We start from the raw sequence: 21,383 nt of genomic DNA, 5'->3' as shown, positions 1-21,383 counted from the left end.
TTGAGCTACCGCTAGCCCGCAAAGGCATGTGATCGCCATGACGCGCGCACTTATCGTCATCGACATTCAGAACGAGTATTTTCCGGGCGGCGCGCTGCCGCTGTGGCAGGCTGATGAGGTCGAGGCGCGGATCGTCGCGGCGATCGGGCAGGCGCAAGCCGCGGGTGATCGGCTGATCCTCGTCCGGCATGAGTCGCGCAGCCCCGGCGCGTTCGCGACGGGGAGCGCCGGTGCGGCCATCCGCCCGGCGATCCTTGCCGCGGCCGGCAATGCGCCGGTCGTCGTCAAGCACCATGCCGCCTCCTTCCAGGGCACCGATCTCGCCGCGCACCTGGACGATGTCGACGTGCTGCTGATCGCCGGGATGATGACCCAGAATTGCGTCGTCTTCACCGCTTTGTCGCGCAGCGCGGACGGCTATGATGTGCAGGTCGTCGGCGACCTCTGCACCGCACCGAGCGACATCGTCCATGCGGTCGCATTGCGCGCGCTCGCGTCGAAGCTGCCCGTCGTCACCGCGGCGTCGGTCTGGCGCTAGCGCGAGCGGGTGATCTCGCATCCCACGGCGGCGTCGGGGTAAATGTCGGGCTTCATCGACCGCACGCGCACGTGCCGGACGCGCGGATCGGCCAGGCACAGCGTCGCGACCGCCTCGACCAGCGTCTCCTGCAATGCGAAGCCGGGACCGGCGGCCATGGCGAGGATGCCGTCGCGCAGGAAGTCATAGTCGAGCACCGCCTCGATCGCATCGGCGCCCGGCGGGGCCGGATAATCGACCGTCATCCATACCGACAGGCGGACCCGCTGCGGCGCCGCCTCATGCGGGTGGATGCCGAGGCGCATCGCGACCTCGAGGCCGTCGAGGATCGTGGTATAGTCAGCCATCACGCCCCGCGAACATCACGTCGCCGTCGCGGCGCAGGAAGCGCTGCCCGCAATCGACGTAGAGCGTCTGGCCGGTGACGCTGCGCGCGCCGAGCAGATAGACCACCGCCGCCGCGACGGCGTCCGCACCCACCGGCCGCCGCAACAGATTGTCCGCGGCCACCGCGGCAAAGTCCGCCTCGCTCTGGTCGCCGCTCGGCAGGGTGATGCCGGGCGCGACCGCGTTGACGCGCACCTTCGGCGCCAGCGCCTGCGCCAGCATCTCGGTCGCGCCGGCGAGCGCATATTTGCTGAGCGTGTAGCTGAAGAAGTCGGGATTGGGGTTGGCGAGCTTCTGGTCGAGCAGGTTGACGACGGCGCCGTCGTCGACATCGTCCTGCGCCGCGAGCGCCGCCGCCAGCATCGCCGGCGCGACCGCGTTGATCGCGTGCAGCCGCGCCGCGAGTGCCGGATCGATCGCCTCGGGGCGGTCATAGGCGAACAGCGAGGCGCTGTTGACCAATGCGCCGACCGGCCCGCCGGCCGCGTCCCGCGCGCGGGCGAGCAGCGTCGCGGTGGCGGCGGGGTCGGCGAGGTCGCCCTGCACGCTCGCGCCGCCGATATCCGCCGCCAGCGCCTGCGCATCCACGGCGGAGGTGCCGTAATGGACCACCACCCGCCAGCCGGCGGCGGCACAGGCGCGCGCGATGACCGCGCCGAGCCGCTTCGCCCCACCGGTGACGAGGACGGCCCCGCTCAGCATCCCATCAGCGCCAGCACTTCCTTGCGGCTGCGGTCGTCCTCGCGGAACACGCCCATCATCCGGCTGGTGACCATCGACACGCCCGGCGTGCGCACCCCGCGCGCGGTCATGCAGGCGTGGCTCGCCTCGATCACCACCGCGACCCCCTGCGGCTTGAGATTGTCCCAGATACAATCGGCGACCTCGGCGGTGAGCCGCTCCTGCACCTGCAACCGGCGCGCGAAGCCGTGCAGCACGCGGGCGAGCTTGCTGATCCCGACGACATGGTTGCGGGGTAGATAGGCGATGTGCGCCTTGCCGATGATCGGTGCCATGTGATGTTCGCAATGCGACTGGAACGGGATGTCCTTGAGCAGCACGATCTCGTCATAGCCGCCCACCTCCTCGAACACGCGGGCGAGGTGCTGGGCGGGGTCGTCGGCATAGCCGGCGCAATATTCCTTCCACGCCTTGGCGACGCGGCGCGGCGTATCGATCAGCCCTTCGCGGCTCGGATCGTCGCCGGCCCAGCGGATCAGGGTGCGGATCGCCTCGGCGACGTCGGCGGGGACGGCCGGCGCGTCACCGGTTGCGGCGGTGCTGCCCTCGTCCGGCGTGTCGTGCTGATCGGTCATGTGTCGTCCCTTCGTCCAGCCGCCTGCGGCGGCGGCGGCATCCATAAGTTCGTTTCCGCAACGCGTCCAACCGTGGCTGCGCCGCCGCGTGCAACCCTTTGACGCATTGGCACGCTGTTAGCCGGTTGAACGCATGGGAGACGGATGATGACGGACCTCAAGAAGGGCGACGAAGTGACGTGGAAGAGCCATGGCGGCACCGCGCACGGCACGGTCGAGAAGAAGCAGACCAGCGACACCGCGATCAAGGGGCATACCGTCCGCGCCTCGAAGGACGACCCGCAATATATCGTAAAGAGTGACAACGGTGGAAAGGCAGCGCACAAGGCGACCGCGCTGAAGAAAGCGTAACGTTTGAGAGCGCCCGGGCTGGACCGGGCGCGAGCAGGAAGGAATGCGATGGCTACGACTACCAAGACCGGCGGCATCCATGCGCCCGTACAGCCCTCTGCGGAGCTGGGTGCGATCGTCGGCAACGACAAGCTGCCGCGCAGTGAGGTGATCAGCAAGGTGTGGGAATATATCAAGGCCAACAACCTGCAGAACCCTGAAAACAAGCGCGAAATTCTTGCCGACGAGAAGCTGCAGAAGGTGTTCGGCCGCGACAAGTGCACGATGTTCGAGATGAACAAGTATATCTCGCAGCACGTGAAGGCCTGAACCCGGCTCTTCGATCGGGAGCATCGCGCCATTTGCGGCCGACGATGCTCCCGACGTCAACACTGACGCTATAGTGTCCGATGCGGCGACGGGCCGCGACGCCCGCTCAGCGCGAGCGGACGGGCACGAACGGCAGCGCGATCGCCGAACCGATGATCATCAGCACGCCGACGAGCACATAGAGCCAGAAGCCGAGCGGCTTGATCCGCGAGCCCGGAACGCCGGGCACAGCGCCCGAATCGGCTTCGGCGGGCGCCGTTGCGCTGATGGTCTGGCTGAACACGTTGATCCCCACATGGCTGATCCGGCCATCGCTCTAGCCGCGAATTGTTGCCGGCATTTTGCAGTGCTGCCGCCCCCCGGCGGGCGGGCGCTATGCCCCGACCGGCGGCGCGATGCAAGCATGTCCGTTGTCGACATGATCGGGTGTCGCGGCGGGATCATGGGACGAGCACGATCGGCAACGCCCGCCGCGACCCGGGCATAACGCGCCGTCGCGCGGTTCGCCCCACCGGTGATCCAGAGCTGGAGGGATGGTGACCCCGGCGCGATTCGAACGCGCGACCTACAGATTAGGAATCTGGCGCTCTATCCGGCTGAGCTACGGGGCCACTACGCTCCTGATACCGGCGCGCGCCGGGCGGGTCCAGCGGGTCAATGCGCCTTTTCGGGCGGCACCACCGGACAGAGCAGCGGCGCGACCGGCACGCCATCCTTGACCAGCGCCTTCGCCTCCGCCAAGCTGGCCTGCCCGTGGATCGGGCGGACGGCCTCTTCGCCGTCGTGCATCGCGCGGGCCCGCGTCGCGAAATCGCCACCGACCCAGGCGGAGTCGGCGAGCGCCTTGGCCTGGCTGGCGGCAATCTCGCTCAGCGCCGCCTTGATCGCGGCGGCGGGCGGCAGGTCGGCGCGGCGGTTGCCCTTGGCGGGAATGCTCGGCGCCATCACCGCCTTGCCGATCGCGGTATCGCCGCACATCGGACAGGCGAGCAGCCCCGCCGCCGCCTGCGCATCATAAGCGGCGCTGGAGGCGAACCATGCCTCGAAGACGTGATCCAGCCCGCAGCGCAGGTCGAAGACGATCACGCGCGGGTGACCGGCGGAATGGCGCGGGTGTGGTCGAGCACGGGAATGCGCGCGCGGACATCGGCGACGCGCGCCAGATCGATCTCCGCCAACCCCAGCCCGCGCGCCTCGCCCATGTCGAGCAGCACGTCGCCCCAGGGATCGACCACCAGCGAATGGCCATAGGTGGCGCGGCCATCCTCATGCGCGCCCGCCTGTGCGGAGGCGATGACGAAACAGCCGGTCTCGATCGCGCGGGCGCGCAGCAGCGCGTGCCAGTGCGCCGCGCCGGTCGGCCGGGTAAAGGCGGCGGGCACCGCGAGCAGCTGCGCGCCGGCCGCGGCGAGCGCCGCGTACAGCGCGGGAAAGCGCAGATCGTAGCAGATCGACAGGCCGAGCGCGCCGAGCGGAGTCGCGACCACGACCGCGGCATCGCCGGGTGCGTAAGCGGCGGATTCGCGCCAGCTCTCACCGGTCGGCAGGTCGACGTCGAACAGGTGGAGCTTGTCGTAGCATGCGCGTATCTCTCCGGACGCGTCGATCACGAAGCTGCGATTGGCGTAGCGGCCGTCGGAACGGCGCACCGCGAGCGAGCCTATATGCACCCACAGGCCGGCATCGGCCGCAGCCCGCCGCACCGATGCCAGCACCGGATCGTCGGCCTCGGCATGGATCGCGGCGGCGGCGCGGGTGCGGTCGCGATCGATCAGCCCCGCCATCTCGGGCAGGAAGACCATGCCGGCACCGTTCGCCGCCGCGGCGGTGATGCCGTGGCGCATGTCCGCGGCATTGACGGCGGGATCGATCCCGCTCGTCATCTGCAGCAGCGCGATCCTCATGCCGCGAGCAGCGGGTCCAATCCTCCGCGCGCGTTGAGCGCGGCGAGGTCGTCCGAACCGCCGATATGCGCGCCGTCGATGAACACCTGCGGCACGGTGGTGCGGCCGTTGGCGCGCTGGATCATCTCCTGCCGCTGCGGACCGCCCAGCGAGATGTCATATTCCTGCGGCGTCACGCCCTTGGATGCCAGCAACGCCATCGCGCGCGTGCAATAGGGACAATATGCCTTGGTGTAGATTTCGACCTTTGCCATCCGCTTGAGGTGTGGGCTGGCGGGCAGCTTGTCAATCGCCCCCCTCCCCGGTCCCGACCACCCGTGCCCAGCACAGCACGACCACCGACACGGCACCGGCTTGCAGCAGCGCCTGCGTACAGGCGGCCGCGGTGGCGCCGCTGGTATAGACGTCGTCGACCAGCGCGATCCGTCGTCCCGCCACCCGTGCCGGATCGCGCACCACGAAGGCGCCGGCCACCGCATGGCGGCGAAGACGGCGGCCGAGCCCGCGCAGCGGCACCGTCGCGCGGGCGCGGACAAGCGCGCAGGGATCGTGCGCGACCTGCGTGCGGCGATGCACCGCGGCGGCGATCAGCCCCGCCTGGTTGAAGCCGCGCCGCCACAAGCGCCAGCGATGCAGCGGCACCGGCACGAGCAGGTCGACATCGGGTGGCAGGATCGGCGCCATCCGGTCCGCCATCGTCGCGGCGATGCCGATGCGGCCGCCATATTTCAGCTTCAGCGCCAGCCGTCGCGCGACCGCGCCATAGGCGACCGCGGCGCGGATGCCGGCATGGCGCGGCGGGTCGGCGAGGCAGGCGGCGCAGCGCGCGCCGGGGCCGCGGTCATAGGCGAACGGGCGGTTGCACGCGGCGCACCAGGGCGGCGTCAGCCAGCGCAGCCCGCGCCAGCAGGCGGCGCAGAAACGGTGATCCGCCGCCACCGGCACGCCGCAACCCGGACAGCGCGGCGGCAGCGCCGCGGCGACGATCGGCGCGATCAGCGACGCCAGCGCGCGGCGGCCCCGCGCCGCCATCGCCGCCAATCCGCCCGCGCCGATCGTCCGCATGCCCGCTTGTCGCGCACCGCCGCAACAGGCACAAGCCGGGTGGTGAACGCCAACGCCATCTTCGATCGCCCTGCCCGCCGCCTGCGCCGCGACCGCGCCGCCGGGGGCTATCCCGCCCACGCCTTCCTCCGCGACGTCATGGTCGAGGGGCTGGTCGAGCGGCTCGCCGCGGTGAAGCGCACCTTCACCGACGTGCTCGACATCGGCGTGCCCGACCGCAGCCTGACCGTGCCCGGCGCGCGGATCGCGCGGATCGATCCCGGCTTCCGCTTCGCGCACGCCGCGGGCGGGGTGCAGGGCGAGGAGGACCGGCTGCCCTTCGCCGATGCCAGCTTCGATGCGGTGCTGAGCGCGGGGGTGCTCGACCAGGTCAACGATCTGCCCGGCGCGCTGACGCTGATCCGCCGCGTGCTGCGGCCCGACGGGCTGTTCCTCGGCGCGTTCCTCGGCGGCGGCAGCCTGCCGGCGCTGCGCGCGGCGCTGCGCGTCGCGGAGGGCGAACGGCCGGCGGCGCGGCTGCACCCGCAGATCGACGTCCGCTCGGCGGGCGACCTGCTGATGCGCGCCGGCTTCGCGCTGCCGGTCGCCGATATCGAGACGTTCGACGTTCGCTATGCGAGCTTCGGGCGGCTGCTCGACGATCTGCGCGGCATGGCGGCGAGCAACATCCTGATCGGACGCTCGGCGATGACGCGCGACACGCTCGCCCGCGCGGCGGCGGCCTTCGCGGCGGCGGCGGGGCCGGATGGACGCACGACCGAGCGGTTCTCGATCGTCTTCCTCACCGGCTGGGCGCCCGATGCGTCGCAGCCCAAGCCGGCGCGCCGCGGCAGCGCCACCTCCTCGCTCGCCGCCGCGCTGCGCGTCCCGTCCTCGCCGCCACAGCCGGATTAGCCGCCTGCCGGCCCGGTCACGGCCGCCGCCTCACCCGCGCGCGTGGATCAGTCCGGTTTCGAGGCCGCGCAATTCGGCGAGGCCGCGCAGGCGGCCGATCAGCGAATAGCCGGGGTTGGTGCGCTTGTGCAGATCGTCGACCATCTGGTGGCCATGGTCGGGGCGCATCGGCAGCGAGCGGCCGGTGCGGTGTTGCAGGTCGACCACTTCGGCGACGATCGCCGGCATGTCGGCATCGCCGCGCAGATGCTCGGCCTCGTGGAACGCGCCGTCCGCCTCGCGCTGCACCGAGCGGAGATGGAGGAAGCCGATCCGTTCACCCAGACGCCGGACCATCCCCGGCAGGTCATTGTCGGCGCGCACCCCGAACGAGCCGCTGCAAAAGCACAGGCCGTTGGCCGGCGACGGCACCGCGGCGAACAATGCGGTCACGTCCGCCTCGGTGCTGACCACGCGCGGCAGGCCGAAGATCGGGAACGGCGGATCGTCGGGATGGACGACGAGCCGGATGCCCTCGGCCTCGGCGACCGGGCAGACCGCGTCCAGGAAGGCGACGTGATTGGCGCGCAGCCGGTCGGCATCGATTGCCGCATAGGTGCCGATCTGGCGCAGCAGCTCGGCCGAGGTGAAGCTTTCCTCGCTGCCCGGCAGGCCGGCGATGATCGTCCGCTCCAGCCGATGGCGCCCCTGCTCGTCGAGCGCGGCGAACCGCTCCGCCGCCGCGGCCACCACGGCGGGCGGATAGGCCGCCTCGGCGCCGGGCCGGCGCAGCAGGTGGATGTCATAGGCGGCGAGCGCGTGCATCTCGAACCGCAACGCGCGCGCGCCGTCGGGCAGCTCCCAGCCGAGGTCGGTGCGCGTCCAGTCGAGCAGCGGCATGAAATTATAGGTCACCACGTCCACGCCATGCGCGGCGAGACGGCGGAGGCTGACCACATAGGCCTCGATCAGACGGTCCCATTCCGCCGAGCGGGTCTTGAGCCCTTCGGCGACCGGCAGGCTCTCGACCACCGTCCAGTCGAGCCCCGCGTCCGCGATCATCCGCTTGCGCGCGGCGATCTGCGCATCGGGCCAGGCCTCGCCGTTCGGCACCTCGTGCAGCGCGGTCACCACCCCGGTCGCGCCGGCCTGCCGGATCGCGGCGAGCGGCACCGGGTCGTTCGGGCCAAACCACCGCATGGTTTGGGTCATCATCATCTGCCGGCTATCCCCATCCTAATTGGGGAGGTGACTAGCAGCAGGATGATTGGTCTGACAACATAGAAGCGTGCGGTTTGCCAGCTTGGTATCAACCGGCAGGCAAAGCCGTATAGCGCTGGCGCGTACTGGCGAGCGAGCGGCGCACCTCCTCGACCGCCAGCTCCTCGGTGCGGAACAGCAGATGATCCATCACCGCCGACAGATGCGCGCGCATCGCGGCGCGGGCGGCATTGGCGTCGCGCGCGCGCAGCGCCTCGATGATCGCGGCATGTTCCTCGACCACCGGCCGCACCTTGGCGTTGCGCGCCTTGGCATGGAGCAGCGCACATTCGGGCGAGGTCGAGCGCAGATGCCACAGATCCTCGATCGTCCGCACGATGCCCGCATTGCGGGTCGCCGCGGCGATGGTGAGGTGGAAATCGCGATCCGCCTCCTCGGTCACCTCGGGCAACAGATTCTCGGTGGCCATCGCGGCGACGAGCGCGTCGAGCCGATCGATCTGGTCATCCGTCACGTGCAAGGCCGCCAGCGCCGCCGCCTCGCCTTCGAAGATCAGCCGCGCCTCGGTCAGCTCGAAGGCGGTGATCGCAAAGCCGGGCTCCTCGCCCTGCCCGGGCAGGCGGCAGACATAGGCGCCCGATCCGACGCGCACTTCGATGAAGCCCTGGACCTCGAGCGCGATCAGCGCCTCGCGCACCGCCGGGCGGCTGGCGCCATATTCGATCGCCAGTTCGCGCTCGGCGGGCAGGCGATCGCCGATCGCAAAGGCGCCCGAGGCGAGCTGGTCGAACAATTTGCGTGCCAACCGTTGGTACAGCCGGTCGTTGGTGGCGCTCTCCTTACCGAGATCGACGTGCGAAGGCCTGCGAGTGATCGTCTTGGACATCGGACTTACCAATTAGAGCGTCTGAACATCCTCATTACTACGACATGTCCGTGCAAGGAAAGGCCGCTGCGTCGCCCGTCGTCGGTTCCGTCAGACGAGCATGCCGCCGCCGGCATCGCGCGCGAGGATGCGGCCCATCGCCTCGAACAGCGCATCCATCGCCACCGGCTTGAACAGCACCTCGTCCGCCCCCGCGGCGATGCACCGCTCGCGCAGGTCGAGCGCGGTATCGGCGGTGATGACGATGATCGGCACCCGCGCCTTGGCGTCGGGACGGGCGCGGATGTGGCCGATCGCGGTGATGCCGTCCATGCCGGGCATGCGCAGATCGATCAGCAGCATGTCGAAATCCTGCGCGTCGATGATGCTCAACCCGATCTCGGCGCTTTCCGCCTCCATCATCTGGACGCCAGCGACATCGAGCATGTCCCGAACGACGCGCCGGTTCATCCGGTCATCCTCGATGAACAGGACGTTCATCGGAAGGTCTGCAAGGTCGGTGGGATCAGCGAAAACATGCTCATGCGTCTACGCGTCAAGCTGCCTGTGATACAAGCGCCACATGGCCTGTCGGATACAGTAATGCGACCAATTCCGCACCGCTGACGGGTTTAAGAACGCTACGGAAAGCATGGTCCGTTTCGGATGCGATACGATCCGGCACGGCGCCCGCCGGCCAGAGGATCGTGACGTCGCTGCCGACGGCGGCGGCGGCGAGCTGACGCAGCGGCGCAACGGCATCGTCACCGTCGTATAGCGCGCTCGCGTCGATGAGCAATCGCTCGAAACGCGTGCCGGCGAGCGCCGCGATCGCCTCGTCCACCGTCGCGGTCGCCACCACCGATCCGGCATGCGGCATCATCAACGTGCGCAACATGCTGCGCGTGATCGGATTGCGGTCGAGCACCAGCAGGCCCGCCATACCCGGCGTGGCGACGGCGCTGACGGCGGGCGCCTCGGCCCGGACCAGCGGCAGCTCGACGATGAACCGCGACCCCTCGCCCATGACGCTGGTCACCGTAACGTCGCCGCCCATCGCACGCGCCAGATTGCGGCAGATCGCGAGGCCAAGGCCGGTGCCGCCGAAGCGGCGGGTGGTGCTGGTGTCCGCCTGGCGGAAGGATTCGAAGATCGCGTCGCGGGTCTCCGCCGGTATGCCGATCCCGGTGTCGGCGACGACGATCCGCAGCCGGTCTTCGCCGACGGCGGCGGCGTGCAGGGTGACGCTGCCCGTCGTGGTGAATTTCAGCGCGTTGGACATCAGGTTGAACACGATCTGGCGCAGCCGCGCGGCGTCGCCGACGATCATCCCCGGACAATCCGCAATGTCGCGGTGGAAGGCGATGCCCTTGGTCTCCGCCTGATCCTGCCAGAGCCGGGTCGATTCGCCGAGCATCGCGCGCAGGTCGAACGGCGCCTCCTCGACGGTGAGGTTGCCGGTCTCCATCTTGGCGACGTCGAGGATGTCGTCGACGAGCGTCCGCATCGTCACGCCGGCGCTGTGCACCACGCCGAGCCGGTCGCGCGTCGTCCCGCCGATCCGTGCATCGGCGAGCATCACCTGCGTCATGCCGAGAATGCCGTTGAGCGGGGTGCGGATCTCGTGGCTGGTGGTGGCGAGGAATTCGGTCTTGGCCGCGAGCGCCTTGCCGAGCGCGGTGTTGGTGACGGCAAGGTCGTTGTTCGCGGCACGCACCTCGTTGCGGCTGCGGCGCAGCGTGAGCAGGCCGAAGCCGAGCAGGCCGATGGCGAGGATCGTCGAGGCGACGACGCCGAGGAAGATGTTGCGCTGCGTGCGTGCGCGCGCCTGTTCGTAGGCGACGTTGCGGCGGGCCTCGTCGCGCTGCAGGCTGGCGATCTTGAGTTCCTGATTCGCGAAGTCGAACCGCGCCGCCATCAGCGCCGCGCTGGTCGAGCGGGCAAGCGCGGTCGATTCGTCGTCGAGCCGCTTCAGCGCGACGAGATGACGCAGCGCCAGTTCGGGTTGGCCGGCGGCGCGATAGATCGTGTAAGCGGTGCGATGCGCCTCGCGGTCGATCAGGGTCGTGCGGTCGAGGTCTTCGCCGGCAAACCGCTCGGCGATCAGCGCCAGGGCACGTGGAATGGTGCCGCGCTGGTACGCCGCCTGCGCGTCGAGACCGATCAATGTCTTGCGGAAGCCGGCGGCTTCGCCGCGGGTCGACAGCCTGAGGCCCTGGTCGATGGCGCGCTGCGCGCCGGCCACGTCCTTGTCCATCAGCCGCGCCTCGGCGATGTTGCCGAGGATGAGGACGCGGAGCAGCGGGCTGTTCATCCGCTCCGTCAAGGCAAGACCGTTCCGGAACTGCGCTGCCGCCTCGCGATAACGGCCAAGATCCTTCAGCGAATTACCGCGATTGTTGTACAGCGTAAGCGCCAGCATCGGGTCGGATTTGTAAAGCGACAATGCCTGATCGTAATAGCGTAGCGCGCTGACGTGATCGTTGGCATCGGCATACAGCGAACCGATCGATTGCAGTGCCTTCGCTTGACTGCGGGTATTGCCTAGCGCCTGGAAGATGCCGTGGGCGCGCTGATAGTCGCTGAGCGCCTGCGCGACATCGGCATGGACGGTGCTGATCCAGCCGCTGGCGAGCAGCGCGTCGCCCTGCAACTCCGATCCCGGCGCAAGCCGAGAGGACAACGCGACCGCCTTGTCGATCAGCGGCTCGGCAGCCTCGACATCGTTAAGGCGCATCAACGCCTCGCCGCGGAGCCAGCTTGCCGTGGCCTGGCGGATCGCGCGTTCACGCGACGGAGGCTGGCGATCAGCCAGTCGCTCCGCAGCCAGCGCGCGATCGGCGGTCCGATTCGGGTCGCTGAGCATCGCGGTCTTGGCGTCGGCCACCAGCCTGTCGAAACCGTCCGCCATCGCGGAATTGGGGATCAGCGCCAGCAGGGCCGCCGCCAGCCACGCCCGCCACGGCCTGTCGCGCATCGTCACACGACGCGCCGGGTCGCGGCGAAGCCGCCGAAACCGGCGAGCGGATCGGGCGCGGGCGCGCGATGACGCCCTTCGTCCAGATACTCGATGAGCGAGTCGAGCACGACCGGGCGGCTGATCAGGAAACCCTGCACCATGTCGCACCCCATGACGGTCAGCAGCGCGAGCGCGGCGTGCGTTTCCACGCCCTCGGCGACGACCTCCATCTCGAGCGCATGGGCGAGATCGATGGTCGAGCGGACGATGAGCGGATCGCGGTTCGAACTGGTGAGTTGCGTGACGAACAGCTTGTCGATCTTCAGTTCGCGCGCGGGCAGTTGCTTGAGATAGGCGAGCGAGGACAGGCCGGCACCATAATCGTCGATCGCGATGGTGATGCCGAAATCCGCGAAGGTCTGAAGGTTGGCGATCGCGCTCGCGGGATCGCGGATGACCGAGGTTTCGGTAATCTCGAAGCCGAGCTTCGCGTCGCTGCCGCCGACGAGGTCGCAGGCGGCACGCACGAAGGCGCTGTCGGCAAGCAACTGGCCGGCGATGTTGATGAACAGCCGCAAGTCATGACCGCGCGCGGCGAGTGTGCGCTGATCCTCGATGGCGCGGCGGATCGTCCACAGGGTCATCCGGTCGATCAGCATGCACTCTTCGGCGACCGCGATGAAGTCGTTGGGCATCACCAGCCCGCGTTCGGGGTGATGCCAGCGGACCAGGGCCTCGGCGCTACGAATCTCCTGGTGGCGGACGTGGATCTTGGGCTGATAGTGCAGCACCAGTTCGCCGCGATCGATCGCCTGGTCGAGTTCGCGGGCGATATCGAGCACGTCGCCCGCCGCGCGTGGCGCGACCGCATGCGTGATCGCGCGATAGGCGGTCCGCGCCTCGGCCAGCGCATTCTCCGCCTCCTCGACCAGCGCGACCTCATCGACATTGGCCGCGGGCGCAGCCGCGGCGCCGAAGGTCAGGCGGATGCCGACATTCTGGTCATCGAGCGTGAAGGGCTGTTCGAGCGCCGTCTCGATCGCCGCGATATGGCGGTCGACCGCGCCGCGATCGGGATCGCGGAAGCCCGTCGCGATCTGGGTACGGCCAAGCACGGCCACGCTGGCGGTCGGCAACACCTGCGCGACTCGGTCGGTGACGAGGCCGACGAGCAGCTCGGCACGCGCGCAGCCGAGACGCCGGCGCAATTCGGTGAAATTGGCGATTTCCGCGATCAGCTGAAACCGGAACGCCGGTTCGGCCGCCCTCCGCGCGTCCGACCTGACGCGAGAAGCCAGCATTTCTACGGTTTCCGGGCGGTGCGCGACGGTCATGAGCCTTGGGGTAGGCGCTCAGGTTTGAAGATAAGATTAATCGCGCATGAGCCATCTAAGCCCCTGCGGGACGGATTGTTAAATGCTTAACGAAGCGTTAAGAAAGGCATGCATCCTGGAGATGCCACGATAAGGGAGATTAGCATGTCGGTAGTTTTCGCGCTCGTCCTCGCGGCCGTTTCGGTTAACATCAAGCCCTGGTAACCGCCTTTGCGGCTCGGGCCGGAACGACGTCTGCCGCACGCCGGCGGGGTCGAACGGGGCCGGGCCGCATCGATGGGCAGGGGCGCGTCCCCTCCCCTGATACGCCGCCGACCAGGGTCAGGCGGCGTCGCGCCGGACAGGCTCCGGATTGTCGAAGACCATCTCGTCATCGACCGAGCCGAACCGCAGCGCCATGACGTCCAGCAGGTAATTCTGGTTCAGCCTCCAGGGCTTGCGCGCACCCTGCCGCGGCAGCAGATGCGCGGCGCGCTGGATGTAGCCCGAGGTGAGATCGACGAACGGCTCGGTCTCCATCGCGGCATCGCGCAGCCGCGGCGTCGCCTGGCGCAGCCCGCGTCGACGCATTGTCTTGAGCAGCCGGCAGACATAGGTCGCGACCAGCTCCGCCTTCAGCGTCCACGAGGCGTTGGTATAGCCGAACGTATAGGCGAGGTTCGGCACGTCCGAGAACATCATCCCCTTGTACTGGATCGTCTTGTCGAATGCGATCGGCGCGCCGTCGCGGGTGAAGCGGATGTCGCTGAGCCATTGCAGCTGCAGGCCGGTTGCGGTGACGATGACGTCGGCGGCCAGCACCTCGCCCGACGTGAGCCGGATGCCGGCTTCGGTGAAGCGATCGATCGTGCCGGTCACCACCGACGCGTCGCCGCGCGTGATGCTGGCGAACAGGTCCGCATCGGGCACCAGGCAGATCCGTTGGTCCCACGGAGCGTAGCGCGGCGTGAAATGCGTATCGATATCGTAATCGGGACCGAGGTGTTTCCGCACCATCCCCAACAACCACCCACGCACCTCCCCCGGCAGCGCCTTGGCGAGGCGGAAATAGAGCATGCTGGTCAGCACGTTCTTCCAGCGGGTGATGCGATAGGCGACCTTGCCGGGCAGGTGCGAGCGGAGCCAGTTGGCGAGGCGGTCCTCCACTGGCCGCGAGACGACATAGGTCGGCGAACGCTGCAGCATGGTGACGTGCGCCGTGGTCCTGGCGAGTTCGGGCACCAGCGTAACTGCAGTCGCGCCACTGCCGATCACGATTACCTGCTTGCCGGCATAATCGAGATCATCGGGCCAGAATTGCGGATGGAGGATGCGGCCGGCGAAGCGCTTGGCGTCGGGGAAGTGGGGGGTGTGGGCGTGGGCGTAGGTGTAATAGCCCGAGCAGAGACACAGGAAACGGCAGGTAAAAGCCAGCAACTCGCCGTCCGGGCCACTCACTTCGACGGTCCAGCGCGCATCCGCGGTCGACCAGGCGGCGGCGGTGACGCGATGGCGGAAGCGGATGCGGCGGTCGATGCCGTAGGTCCGCGCCGCCTCCTCGACATAGGCGCGGATCGTCGCGCCGGCAGCGATCGAGCGGTCGTCCGTCCAGGGATGGAAGGAGAAGCCCAGCGTGTGCATGTCGCTGTCCGAGCGGATGCCGGGATAGCGGAACAGGTCCCAGGTGCCGCCGAGCGCCTCACGCGCCTCAAGGATCAGATAGCTGCGGTCGGGGCAGCGCGTCTGCAGGTGATATCCCTGGCCGATGCCGGAGATGCCGGCACCGACCACGAGGACATCGACATGCTCGACCATCGCCCCCTCAATAATCCTTCGAATATTTCAGTCGCGCATCCGATCCGCCGGCCGATCCGGTCGAGGTGAGCAGGCTCAACGCCTTGGTCAGAGCGATCTCCAGCTGCGTCGCGGTATAGCCGCGCGCATCGGTGACGATCTCGACGTAGATGTTGTCGGTCAGGTACTTGCCCGCGGCGAGGCTGGTGCCGCGGCCGCTCGCCTCGTCGGCGCCGAGCACGCGCAACCGGTCGAAGCCGGTCGCCGAACGCAATTTGCCGAGCGGGTTGAGCCCGCCGCCACCCGACCCGCGCAGCGAGTTGAGCGCGCTGGCCAATTGCAGCGCCTCGGTCGCCGAAAGGTTCTCGGGGTTGGTGCCGAACAGCAGGCGGCTGAGCACTTCGTCCTGCGGCAGCGCCGGGGTCGAGGTGAAGGCGATCTGCGGCCGCTGGCCCGTACCGGTGATCGCGATGACCGCGGTGATGCCGTTGACGGTGGTCGATGCCTGGATGTTGATATCCGGATCGGTCAGCTGACCGCCGCGGAAGCGGATCGTGCCGCGCGTGACCTCGAACCGCTTGCCGGCGAAGGAATAGGTGCCGCGCACCAGATCCAGCCCGCCGGTGATCACCGGCGCCACCGAGGTGCCGCCGACCTTCAGGTTCATCTCCCACTCGGATTCGAGGCCCATGCCCGACACGAACAGCTGGTTGTCCGCACGGATAGTGAGGTCGAGCTTGATCAGGCTGACCGGCGCGGGCTTGGGCCGGTCGGTCGGCCGCGGCGTCACGATCTGGCTCTTGCGGCGGATGCCGGTGAGTTCGGGCACTTCGGCCGAGCCCTGCCGGATGATCTCGTAACGCGCCTCGGGAATGTTGAGGTTGCCCTGCAACAGGCCGCCGTCACGCCCATAAGTGAAGCGGACGGTGCCCGAGGTGGTCGCCGCGAGCGAATCGCTCTTGGCGAGCTGCGCATTGTCGAGCCTGGCGCGCAGGTCGATCGGGAAGCCGCTCGCCGCGGCGAGGCCGACGCTGCCCTGCGCCTGCACGCTGCCGTTGCCGGCTCGAGCCGACAGATTGGTGAGGTCGAGGCGATCGTTGGTGAAGCGCGCGGCAATCTTCATCTGCGACAGACGCGTCCCGTAGGTCTCGTTGTCATAGGTCAGATTGTCGGCACGGATCAGGCCGGTGAGCTGCGGCGCGGCGACGCGGCCCGAGAAGTCGGCGGCGACGGCGATCGGCCCGCTGAGCTGCTGGTTGGGCAGCGCGGCGAGACTGAACAGCACGCCCGACGGACCGTTGTAGCGGATGCCGCCCGACAGCGGCGCCTGCATCAACCGCGTCATCCACGAGCCCGCACCCGGCGGCAGCGGCCGCAGCGTCGCGAGCAGGCGGCCGACGGTGGTCGGTCCGCGCTTGACCAAAGCACGCGCCTCGCCGCCGTCCGGCACGAGCCGGCCGACGAACTGGACATCGACGGGCTCGGACACCGCGGCAAGGCCGGTCCGCTGGAAGCCCGCGATCGTCAGACGCGCGTCCGCCTGCGGGATCGACGCGCCCTGCTGGCGATAGTCGAGGCTGCCGGTGACCGCGCCGGAGAGGCCGAGATTGGGCATGAACGCCGACAGCATCGACAGGTTGAGGCGGTCGAGCCGCGCCTGCGCCGCGGTGACGCCGCCGCCGAACGAGCCGGCGACCCGCGTCGAACCGGCGGTCGGGCCCTGGCCGAAGTCGATCCGCGTCGCGGCGAGGCGATAGCCGTTGCCGGCCTTGGTGACGTGCGCCGGGTTGACGGTGCGGAACGGGATATTGTTTGCCTGACCCTGCGCGGCGATCAGATAATCGTCCGGCGACAGGCGGGCATTGAGCGCAACCCGCAGCGGCACGCCGCTGGAGCCGGTGAGCAGTGCCTGTGCGGTGCCGCGACCGCCGACATAGTTCACCTTGGCGCGCATCGCCTGGATGACGAAGGCATTGTAGCGGGTGTCGGCGACCTGGACGTCGGCGACCACCTGCGGCGCCTTGGGCGTCATGACGACGCTGGCGTCGACGATCGCGCGACCGATGGTGAAGTCGGCATAGCCCGGAATGGTGGCGTTGAACGCCCGCGCGGTGATGTCCGCGCGCTGATTGCCGCCCTGGTTGCCCAGGCGGACGTTGCCGTTGATACCGCGCCCGGCGAATTGCAGCGCCCCGGCGAACGGACCGGCCGGCGTCGCCGCCACCCGGCCGCGGCCGGTGATGCCGGCGAAGACGAGGCGGTTGACGTCGACGGTCAGCTGCGGGCTTGGCCGCACCAGCACGTCGGCGGTGAACGGGCCGTAATTGGTGCCGCCGCTCGCGTTGACGGCATAGGCGCCGCCGCGACCGACGATGCGGGCGTTGAGGTTGACGAGGCCGACGCCCACGCCGGGCCGCGCCGCGCGCAGCACGACGACGGGCGCATCGGCGCTGCCGGTGACGCGCGCGGTCAGCGGACCATATTGCGTCGAATAAGCGTCGGCCGACACCGCCACCGCACCGCTGGCCGGATCGAACCGGCCCTCGCCGCGGGTGATGCGGAATTGCGGCGCGTTCATCCGCAAATTGGCGAAGGTGACGATGCCTTCGGGGCTGTAGCCGATATCGCTGCGCACCACGGCGTTGCCGCCGAGGAAGTCACGCACGCCGCTGTTGAACAGCTGCTTGGTCTGCGCGACGACGCGGCCGGTGATGCCGAAGCCGCCGCGCGCGCCGGGGACGAGCTTCGCGTCGGTGGACAGGTCGAGGATGCCGATACTCTCGAGCCGGTAATTGTTGACCCGCCCCTTGAGCGCACCGGTGTAGCGGCCGGTCTGCGTGTTGGCGACGATGATCGCGGTGGCATCGATATTGTCCGAACGGATGCGCAGATTGTCGGACAGGATGTTGGGCATCGAGATGGCGAAATCGCCCTGGATGCGCACGTTGTTGGCGAGCCCGCCGACCGCGGCGTTGAGCCCGGTGACGCGGCGTGCGCGCGCGTTGACCGGCACCAGGATGCGGTCGCTGTTCACCCGCGCCAGCCCTTCGGCATAGACGTTCTCGACCGTCGTCGTGCCGAAGCCGAGCGCGGCGGCGTTGATCTTGTAGTTCACCGTCGGGGTGGCGAAGGCACCGTCGAGCACGACACGCGCCATCACGTCGCGACCGCGGACATTGGGGGCGATCGCGCCGGGGGTGAGCAGCCGCGCATCGACCGCGAAATTGCCGAACCGGCTGGACGCCAGATCGAGGATACCGCCCGCATCGACCGCGAGCGCGCTCGACTTCAGCCGCATCCGGGTATCGGCCTTGCGGTCGTTGAGCGTCGTGTCGATCGCGAGATCGAGCCGCGGCGCGGTCAGCCGCTCGACCGGGCCCTGGAGGTAGAGACCGGGGGTGGCGAAGCCGCGCAGCTCGATATGGCCGTCGCGCGCGTTGACATTGACGTTGGCGAGCTGCCCGCCGCCGAGCGTCGCGAGCGCACGGCCCTGCCACGCCTTCCAGCTGCCGCGGCCATCGACCGTGGCGGTCAGCGGCGCCTTGAGCCCGCCCATCGTCGCGACCACGCCGCCGACCGGCGCGTCGAGCTTCAGGTCGACATCGAGCTTGTTCTGTTCGGGCACCGCGTCGAGCTTGAGGTGAAGGCGGTCGCCGCCGGCGATCCCTGCCCCCTTGAGCGCGGCGGCATCGGTGACCAGTTGCGCGCGACGGTCGGCGATATGCACGGCGCCGTCGATGCGGACCATATGCGTCTGGCCGGTGACCGGCCTGGCGATCACCAGCCGGCCGACGTGCAGCCGGTTGACGTCGATATCAAGGTCGGGGAGCAGCGGCGCGTTGGGATCGCTCGGCGTCTGCTTCAGCTCGGGCCGGCGCGCGAGCGTGACGAGATCGGTCGACAGGCTGCGCACGTCGACATGGTTGCTGGCGAAGGCGAACGGCCGCCAGTCGACGCTGAGCTTCGGGCTGGTCAGGAACACGCCCTTGGGATCGGCGACGCGCACGTCGGAGAGCACCATCTGGCCGTAGAGCGACCCGTCGATCCGCCCGACCTTGATGTTGAGGCCCGAGGCGGCCGTATAGCCGCCGATGCGATTGGCGACAAAGCGGCGGCCGGGATCGGTGTTGATGCCGAGCACCACGACGCCGGCGAGCACGACGACGCCGAGCACCGCGATCAGCACCCATTTCAGGATGCGCTGCCACAGCGGGCGCTTGGTCACCGCGACCGGGGTGTCGGTCGCGTCATGTTCGGGCTGCGCCATCAGAATGCCTGCCCGATCGAGATGTAGAGCGCGACCTTGCCGTCGCCCGGCCGCGGATTGAGCGGCGTCGCCACGTCGATCCGCATCGGCCCGAAATTGGTGTAGAAGCGGCCGCCGATGCCGGCGCCGAACTTGAGGTCCGAACCCTTGGGCAGGCTCGATTCATAGCTGTTGCCCGCGTCGAGGAACGGGACGATGCCGAAATTGCCGAAACGGTAGCGCGCCTCGAGCGCGAATTCGTTGAGGCTGCGCCCGCCGACCGGGTTGCCGTTGGGATCGAGCGGCCCGAGCCGCTGATAGCCATAGCCGCGCACCGAGCCGCCGCCGCCGCCATAATAGCGGCGCGACGGCGCGAGATCGTCGCGGTCGATGCCCTGGATCGAACCGGCCTTGGCGCGCCCGGCGATCACCAGGCTCTTCGACACGGGATAATAGACGGTCCCCTCGATCATCGTGCGGACATAGGGCCGCACGCCGCCGCTCACCGCGCCCTCGGGGCTGAGATTGAGACGCAGGCGATAGCCGCGGGTCGGGTTGAGCAGGCTGTCCGACGTGTCCCATTCGACCTGGCCGGGCAGCGCGACGATGCCATAGGTGCGGCGCACGTTCTCGCCGCGGGCGAAGTCGTAGACGCTCTCGTTGGTGCCGACGAGTTCGCCGCCATAGTAATACGTAAAGCGCTTCTGCCAGATCGGCGTCGAGACGCGGCTCCAGCGCGCCGACAGCGTGCCGGTGAAGGCGTCGAACGCGTCATAGCTCTGGTGGACCGCGCTGGCGATCGCGGTGAAGGTCTTGTCGCGCTGGCCGGCGTTGGAGCGGCGGAAGGTGCCCGACAGGCCCTGTTCCTGCGTACCGGCGACGACGGTGCCGATCAGCGCGCCCTCGGGCGGGAACAGGTTGCGGTGCGTCCAGCTGCCCTCGGCCTTGAAGCCCTGGCCGGTCGAATAGCCGGCGCTGCCGGCAAGGCTGCGCGCCGGCCCCTCGGTCTGGCGGACGAGCAGGTCGATCGCCTCGGTACCGTCGGGGTTGGTGCGGCCGGTGCGCTGCGGCTCGACGGCGATGCTGCGGAACAGACCTGTGGCGACGAGCGCGTCGCGCAGATCGTCGGTCTTGCGGCTGTCGTAGAGGTCGCCGGTCTTGAAGCGCGGGAAGACGTTGAGATGATCGACGCCGAACACCGGATCGCCGGCGGGAACCAATTGCCCGAAGCGCGACCGCGGGCCGGTGTCGACCGGCAGGGTATAGGCGCCGGTCGCCTGGTCCGACTGATCGTCGAGCAGGATGTCGCGCTCACCGACCTTGACGAAGGGATAACCCTGTTGCGGCAGAACGAGGCTGACGTTCGCCTCGGCGCCCTGGATGCGCGCCGCCTCGATCGGGTCGCCGACGCGCAACGGCAGGTTGCGGGTGACGAGATCGGGCGGGACGACCGGCTGCGCATCGACCGTGATCGACGACAGGCGGTACAGGCGGCCGGGCGTGCCGGTGACGGTCGCGCGCAGGCGGCCCGGCTTGGCGGGATCGCTGCTCGGCGTGGTCTCGACGACCGACACAGCGGTGGCGTCATAATAGCCGAGCGACTTCATCAGCCGCACCGCGAGCGCCTCGTCCTCGCGGGCGCGGGCGGCAACCTGCGTCGCGTTGGCGGCCTTGCCCTTGCCTTCCTTGAGCGCCGACAGGCTGTTGAACTGGCCGGCGAGTTCGAGCTTTTCCAAGCCTTTCAGCTCGGTGTCGTAGCGGATCTCCGGCGCGTCCTTGTCCTTGATGTCGGCAGCGGTCTGCAACGGCGCCGAATCGAAGGTGTTGAGCGGCTGGAGCGGCTGCGCCAGCTCGGGATTCTCGGCGGCGGCGGGCGGCAGCGTGCCGTCGGCGGCGACCAGCGGCGGGGTCGTGGCGGGTACGGCAGGCGCGGCGGCGGGCGGGGTCGTGGCGGCAGGTGTGCCCGCCTGCTGCGTCGGCATCGGCTCGAGCGGCGCGTTGATGTCGCCGGTCAGCGGCGGGAGGCTGGCGTTGAATTCGCTGTCGGGGACGATCGGCGTGTTGACGTCAGGCGGGGTGACCTGAGCGCCCGGCTTGTCGGAGGTCGCCGCCTGCGCGTCGGACTTGGGCGCATCGGGACCGCGCGCGGGGGCGGTGCCTTGCTGCTGATTGAACTGCGCCGCTGCCGGCATTGCAGCGACCAAGGCTACCGCCAGCCAATAGTGTCGTCCGGTCAGAACTC

The 21,383-nt window shown here is 69.1% G+C and carries 20 protein-coding genes and 1 tRNA gene; 4 read left to right on the top strand and 17 right to left on the bottom strand.

Translation table 11 applies throughout. From position 1 onward, the window contains the following. Positions 1–37 precede the first annotated feature (37 nt). On the top strand, positions 38–538 hold the full coding sequence (locus HD841_RS13185) for an isochorismatase family protein (RefSeq protein ID WP_179509314.1): 501 nt from the start codon (positions 38–40) through the stop codon (positions 536–538). On the opposite strand, the gene HD841_RS13180 is transcribed toward HD841_RS13185, so the two are convergent. Genes HD841_RS13180 through folE form a run of 3 tightly spaced genes read right to left on the bottom strand, consistent with a single transcriptional unit; the run spans position 535 to position 2,241 of the window. Next, positions 535–885 (bottom strand): dihydroneopterin aldolase, encoded by a 351-nt coding sequence (locus tag HD841_RS13180; protein ID WP_179509313.1) that lies wholly within the window; start codon positions 883–885, stop codon positions 535–537. The genes HD841_RS13185 and HD841_RS13180 overlap by 4 nt on opposite strands. Further along, positions 878–1,627: an SDR family oxidoreductase gene (locus HD841_RS13175; protein ID WP_179509312.1), complete on the bottom strand. Its 750-nt coding sequence runs from the start codon at positions 1,625–1,627 to the stop codon at positions 878–880. The genes HD841_RS13180 and HD841_RS13175 overlap by 8 nt, the downstream gene beginning before the upstream one ends. Continuing rightward, a complete protein-coding gene (gene folE, locus HD841_RS13170) occupies positions 1,621–2,241 on the bottom strand; it encodes a GTP cyclohydrolase I FolE (protein WP_179509311.1) in 621 nt (206 codons plus the stop codon). The genes HD841_RS13175 and folE overlap by 7 nt, the downstream gene beginning before the upstream one ends. A 144-nt stretch (positions 2,242–2,385) precedes the next feature. Between folE and HD841_RS13165 the strand changes: the two genes are divergently transcribed. Both HD841_RS13165 and HD841_RS13160 read left to right on the top strand, forming a co-directional pair. Further along, on the top strand, positions 2,386–2,592 hold the full coding sequence (locus HD841_RS13165) for a DUF2945 domain-containing protein (protein ID WP_445013693.1): 207 nt from the start codon (positions 2,386–2,388) through the stop codon (positions 2,590–2,592). Positions 2,593–2,640: 48 nt separating this feature from the next. After that, positions 2,641–2,901, top strand: coding sequence for an SWIB/MDM2 domain-containing protein (locus tag HD841_RS13160; protein WP_179509310.1), 261 nt, complete (start codon positions 2,641–2,643; stop codon positions 2,899–2,901). Positions 2,902–3,007: 106 nt separating this feature from the next. Here HD841_RS13160 and HD841_RS13155 read toward each other — a convergent pair whose 3' ends face one another. The 6 genes from HD841_RS13155 to HD841_RS13130 all read right to left on the bottom strand — a co-directional run bounded on the left by HD841_RS13155 (position 3,008) and on the right by HD841_RS13130 (position 5,870). Continuing rightward, entirely contained in the window at positions 3,008–3,184 is a 177-nt protein-coding gene (locus tag HD841_RS13155) for a hypothetical protein (protein WP_179508883.1), read from the bottom strand. Between the two features lie 251 nt (positions 3,185–3,435). Beyond that, positions 3,436–3,512 (bottom strand) — tRNA-Arg (locus HD841_RS13150). A gap of 43 nt (positions 3,513–3,555) precedes the next feature. Then, positions 3,556–3,987 carry a DUF1178 family protein gene (locus HD841_RS13145; RefSeq protein ID WP_179509309.1) on the bottom strand — a complete coding sequence of 144 codons (432 nt, stop codon included), beginning with the start codon at positions 3,985–3,987 and terminating at the stop codon, positions 3,556–3,558. Continuing rightward, entirely contained in the window at positions 3,984–4,805 is an 822-nt protein-coding gene (locus tag HD841_RS13140) for a carbon-nitrogen hydrolase family protein (RefSeq protein WP_179509308.1), read from the bottom strand. Before HD841_RS13140 ends, HD841_RS13145 begins: the two co-directional genes overlap by 4 nt. Further along, positions 4,802–5,059, bottom strand: coding sequence for a glutaredoxin 3 (grxC, locus tag HD841_RS13135; RefSeq protein WP_179509307.1), 258 nt, complete (start codon positions 5,057–5,059; stop codon positions 4,802–4,804). The genes HD841_RS13140 and grxC overlap by 4 nt, the downstream gene beginning before the upstream one ends. A gap of 31 nt (positions 5,060–5,090) precedes the next feature. Next, positions 5,091–5,870 carry a ComF family protein gene (locus HD841_RS13130; protein WP_373563015.1) on the bottom strand — a complete coding sequence of 260 codons (780 nt, stop codon included), beginning with the start codon at positions 5,868–5,870 and terminating at the stop codon, positions 5,091–5,093. A 42-nt stretch (positions 5,871–5,912) separates the two neighbouring features. Here HD841_RS13130 and HD841_RS13125 point away from each other — a divergent pair, with 42 nt between their 5' ends. After that, a complete protein-coding gene (locus tag HD841_RS13125) occupies positions 5,913–6,764 on the top strand; it encodes a class I SAM-dependent methyltransferase (protein ID WP_179509306.1) in 852 nt (283 codons plus the stop codon). Positions 6,765–6,794: 30 nt separating this feature from the next. On the opposite strand, the gene uxuA is transcribed toward HD841_RS13125, so the two are convergent. The 8 genes from uxuA to HD841_RS13085 form a co-directional block, all read right to left on the bottom strand. Further along, the gene (gene uxuA / locus HD841_RS13120) at positions 6,795–7,943 is read right to left on the bottom strand and encodes a mannonate dehydratase (RefSeq protein WP_257015528.1); all 1,149 of its coding nucleotides are present in this window, start codon (positions 7,941–7,943) and stop codon (positions 6,795–6,797) included. A gap of 109 nt (positions 7,944–8,052) precedes the next feature. Beyond that, a complete protein-coding gene (locus HD841_RS13115; RefSeq protein ID WP_179509304.1) occupies positions 8,053–8,850 on the bottom strand; it encodes a FadR/GntR family transcriptional regulator in 798 nt (265 codons plus the stop codon). A 90-nt stretch (positions 8,851–8,940) separates the two neighbouring features. Further along, a complete protein-coding gene (locus tag HD841_RS13110) occupies positions 8,941–9,330 on the bottom strand; it encodes a response regulator (protein ID WP_179509303.1) in 390 nt (129 codons plus the stop codon). A gap of 55 nt (positions 9,331–9,385) precedes the next feature. Then, a complete protein-coding gene (locus HD841_RS13105; protein ID WP_179509302.1) occupies positions 9,386–11,806 on the bottom strand; it encodes an ATP-binding protein in 2,421 nt (806 codons plus the stop codon). Between the two features lie 2 nt (positions 11,807–11,808). Beyond that, entirely contained in the window at positions 11,809–13,089 is a 1,281-nt protein-coding gene (locus HD841_RS13100; RefSeq protein ID WP_179509301.1) for an EAL domain-containing protein, read from the bottom strand. A gap of 354 nt (positions 13,090–13,443) precedes the next feature. Then, on the bottom strand, positions 13,444–14,916 hold the full coding sequence (locus HD841_RS13095; RefSeq protein ID WP_179509300.1) for a flavin-containing monooxygenase: 1,473 nt from the start codon (positions 14,914–14,916) through the stop codon (positions 13,444–13,446). A 7-nt stretch (positions 14,917–14,923) separates the two neighbouring features. Next, positions 14,924–19,162, bottom strand: a complete 4,239-nt coding sequence (locus HD841_RS13090; protein WP_179509299.1) for a translocation/assembly module TamB domain-containing protein — start codon at positions 19,160–19,162, stop codon at positions 14,924–14,926. Then, entirely contained in the window at positions 19,162–21,378 is a 2,217-nt protein-coding gene (locus tag HD841_RS13085) for an autotransporter assembly complex protein TamA (RefSeq protein ID WP_257015563.1), read from the bottom strand. Before HD841_RS13085 ends, HD841_RS13090 begins: the two co-directional genes overlap by 1 nt. Between the last annotated feature and the right edge of the window lie 5 nt (positions 21,379–21,383).

This window comes from Sphingomonas melonis, from assembly GCF_013409985.1.
Lineage (GTDB): Bacteria > Pseudomonadota > Alphaproteobacteria > Sphingomonadales > Sphingomonadaceae > Sphingomonas > Sphingomonas melonis_A.
The sequence above is the reverse complement of the archived record's forward strand: the minus strand, read 5'-3'. Positions and strand labels throughout refer to the sequence as shown.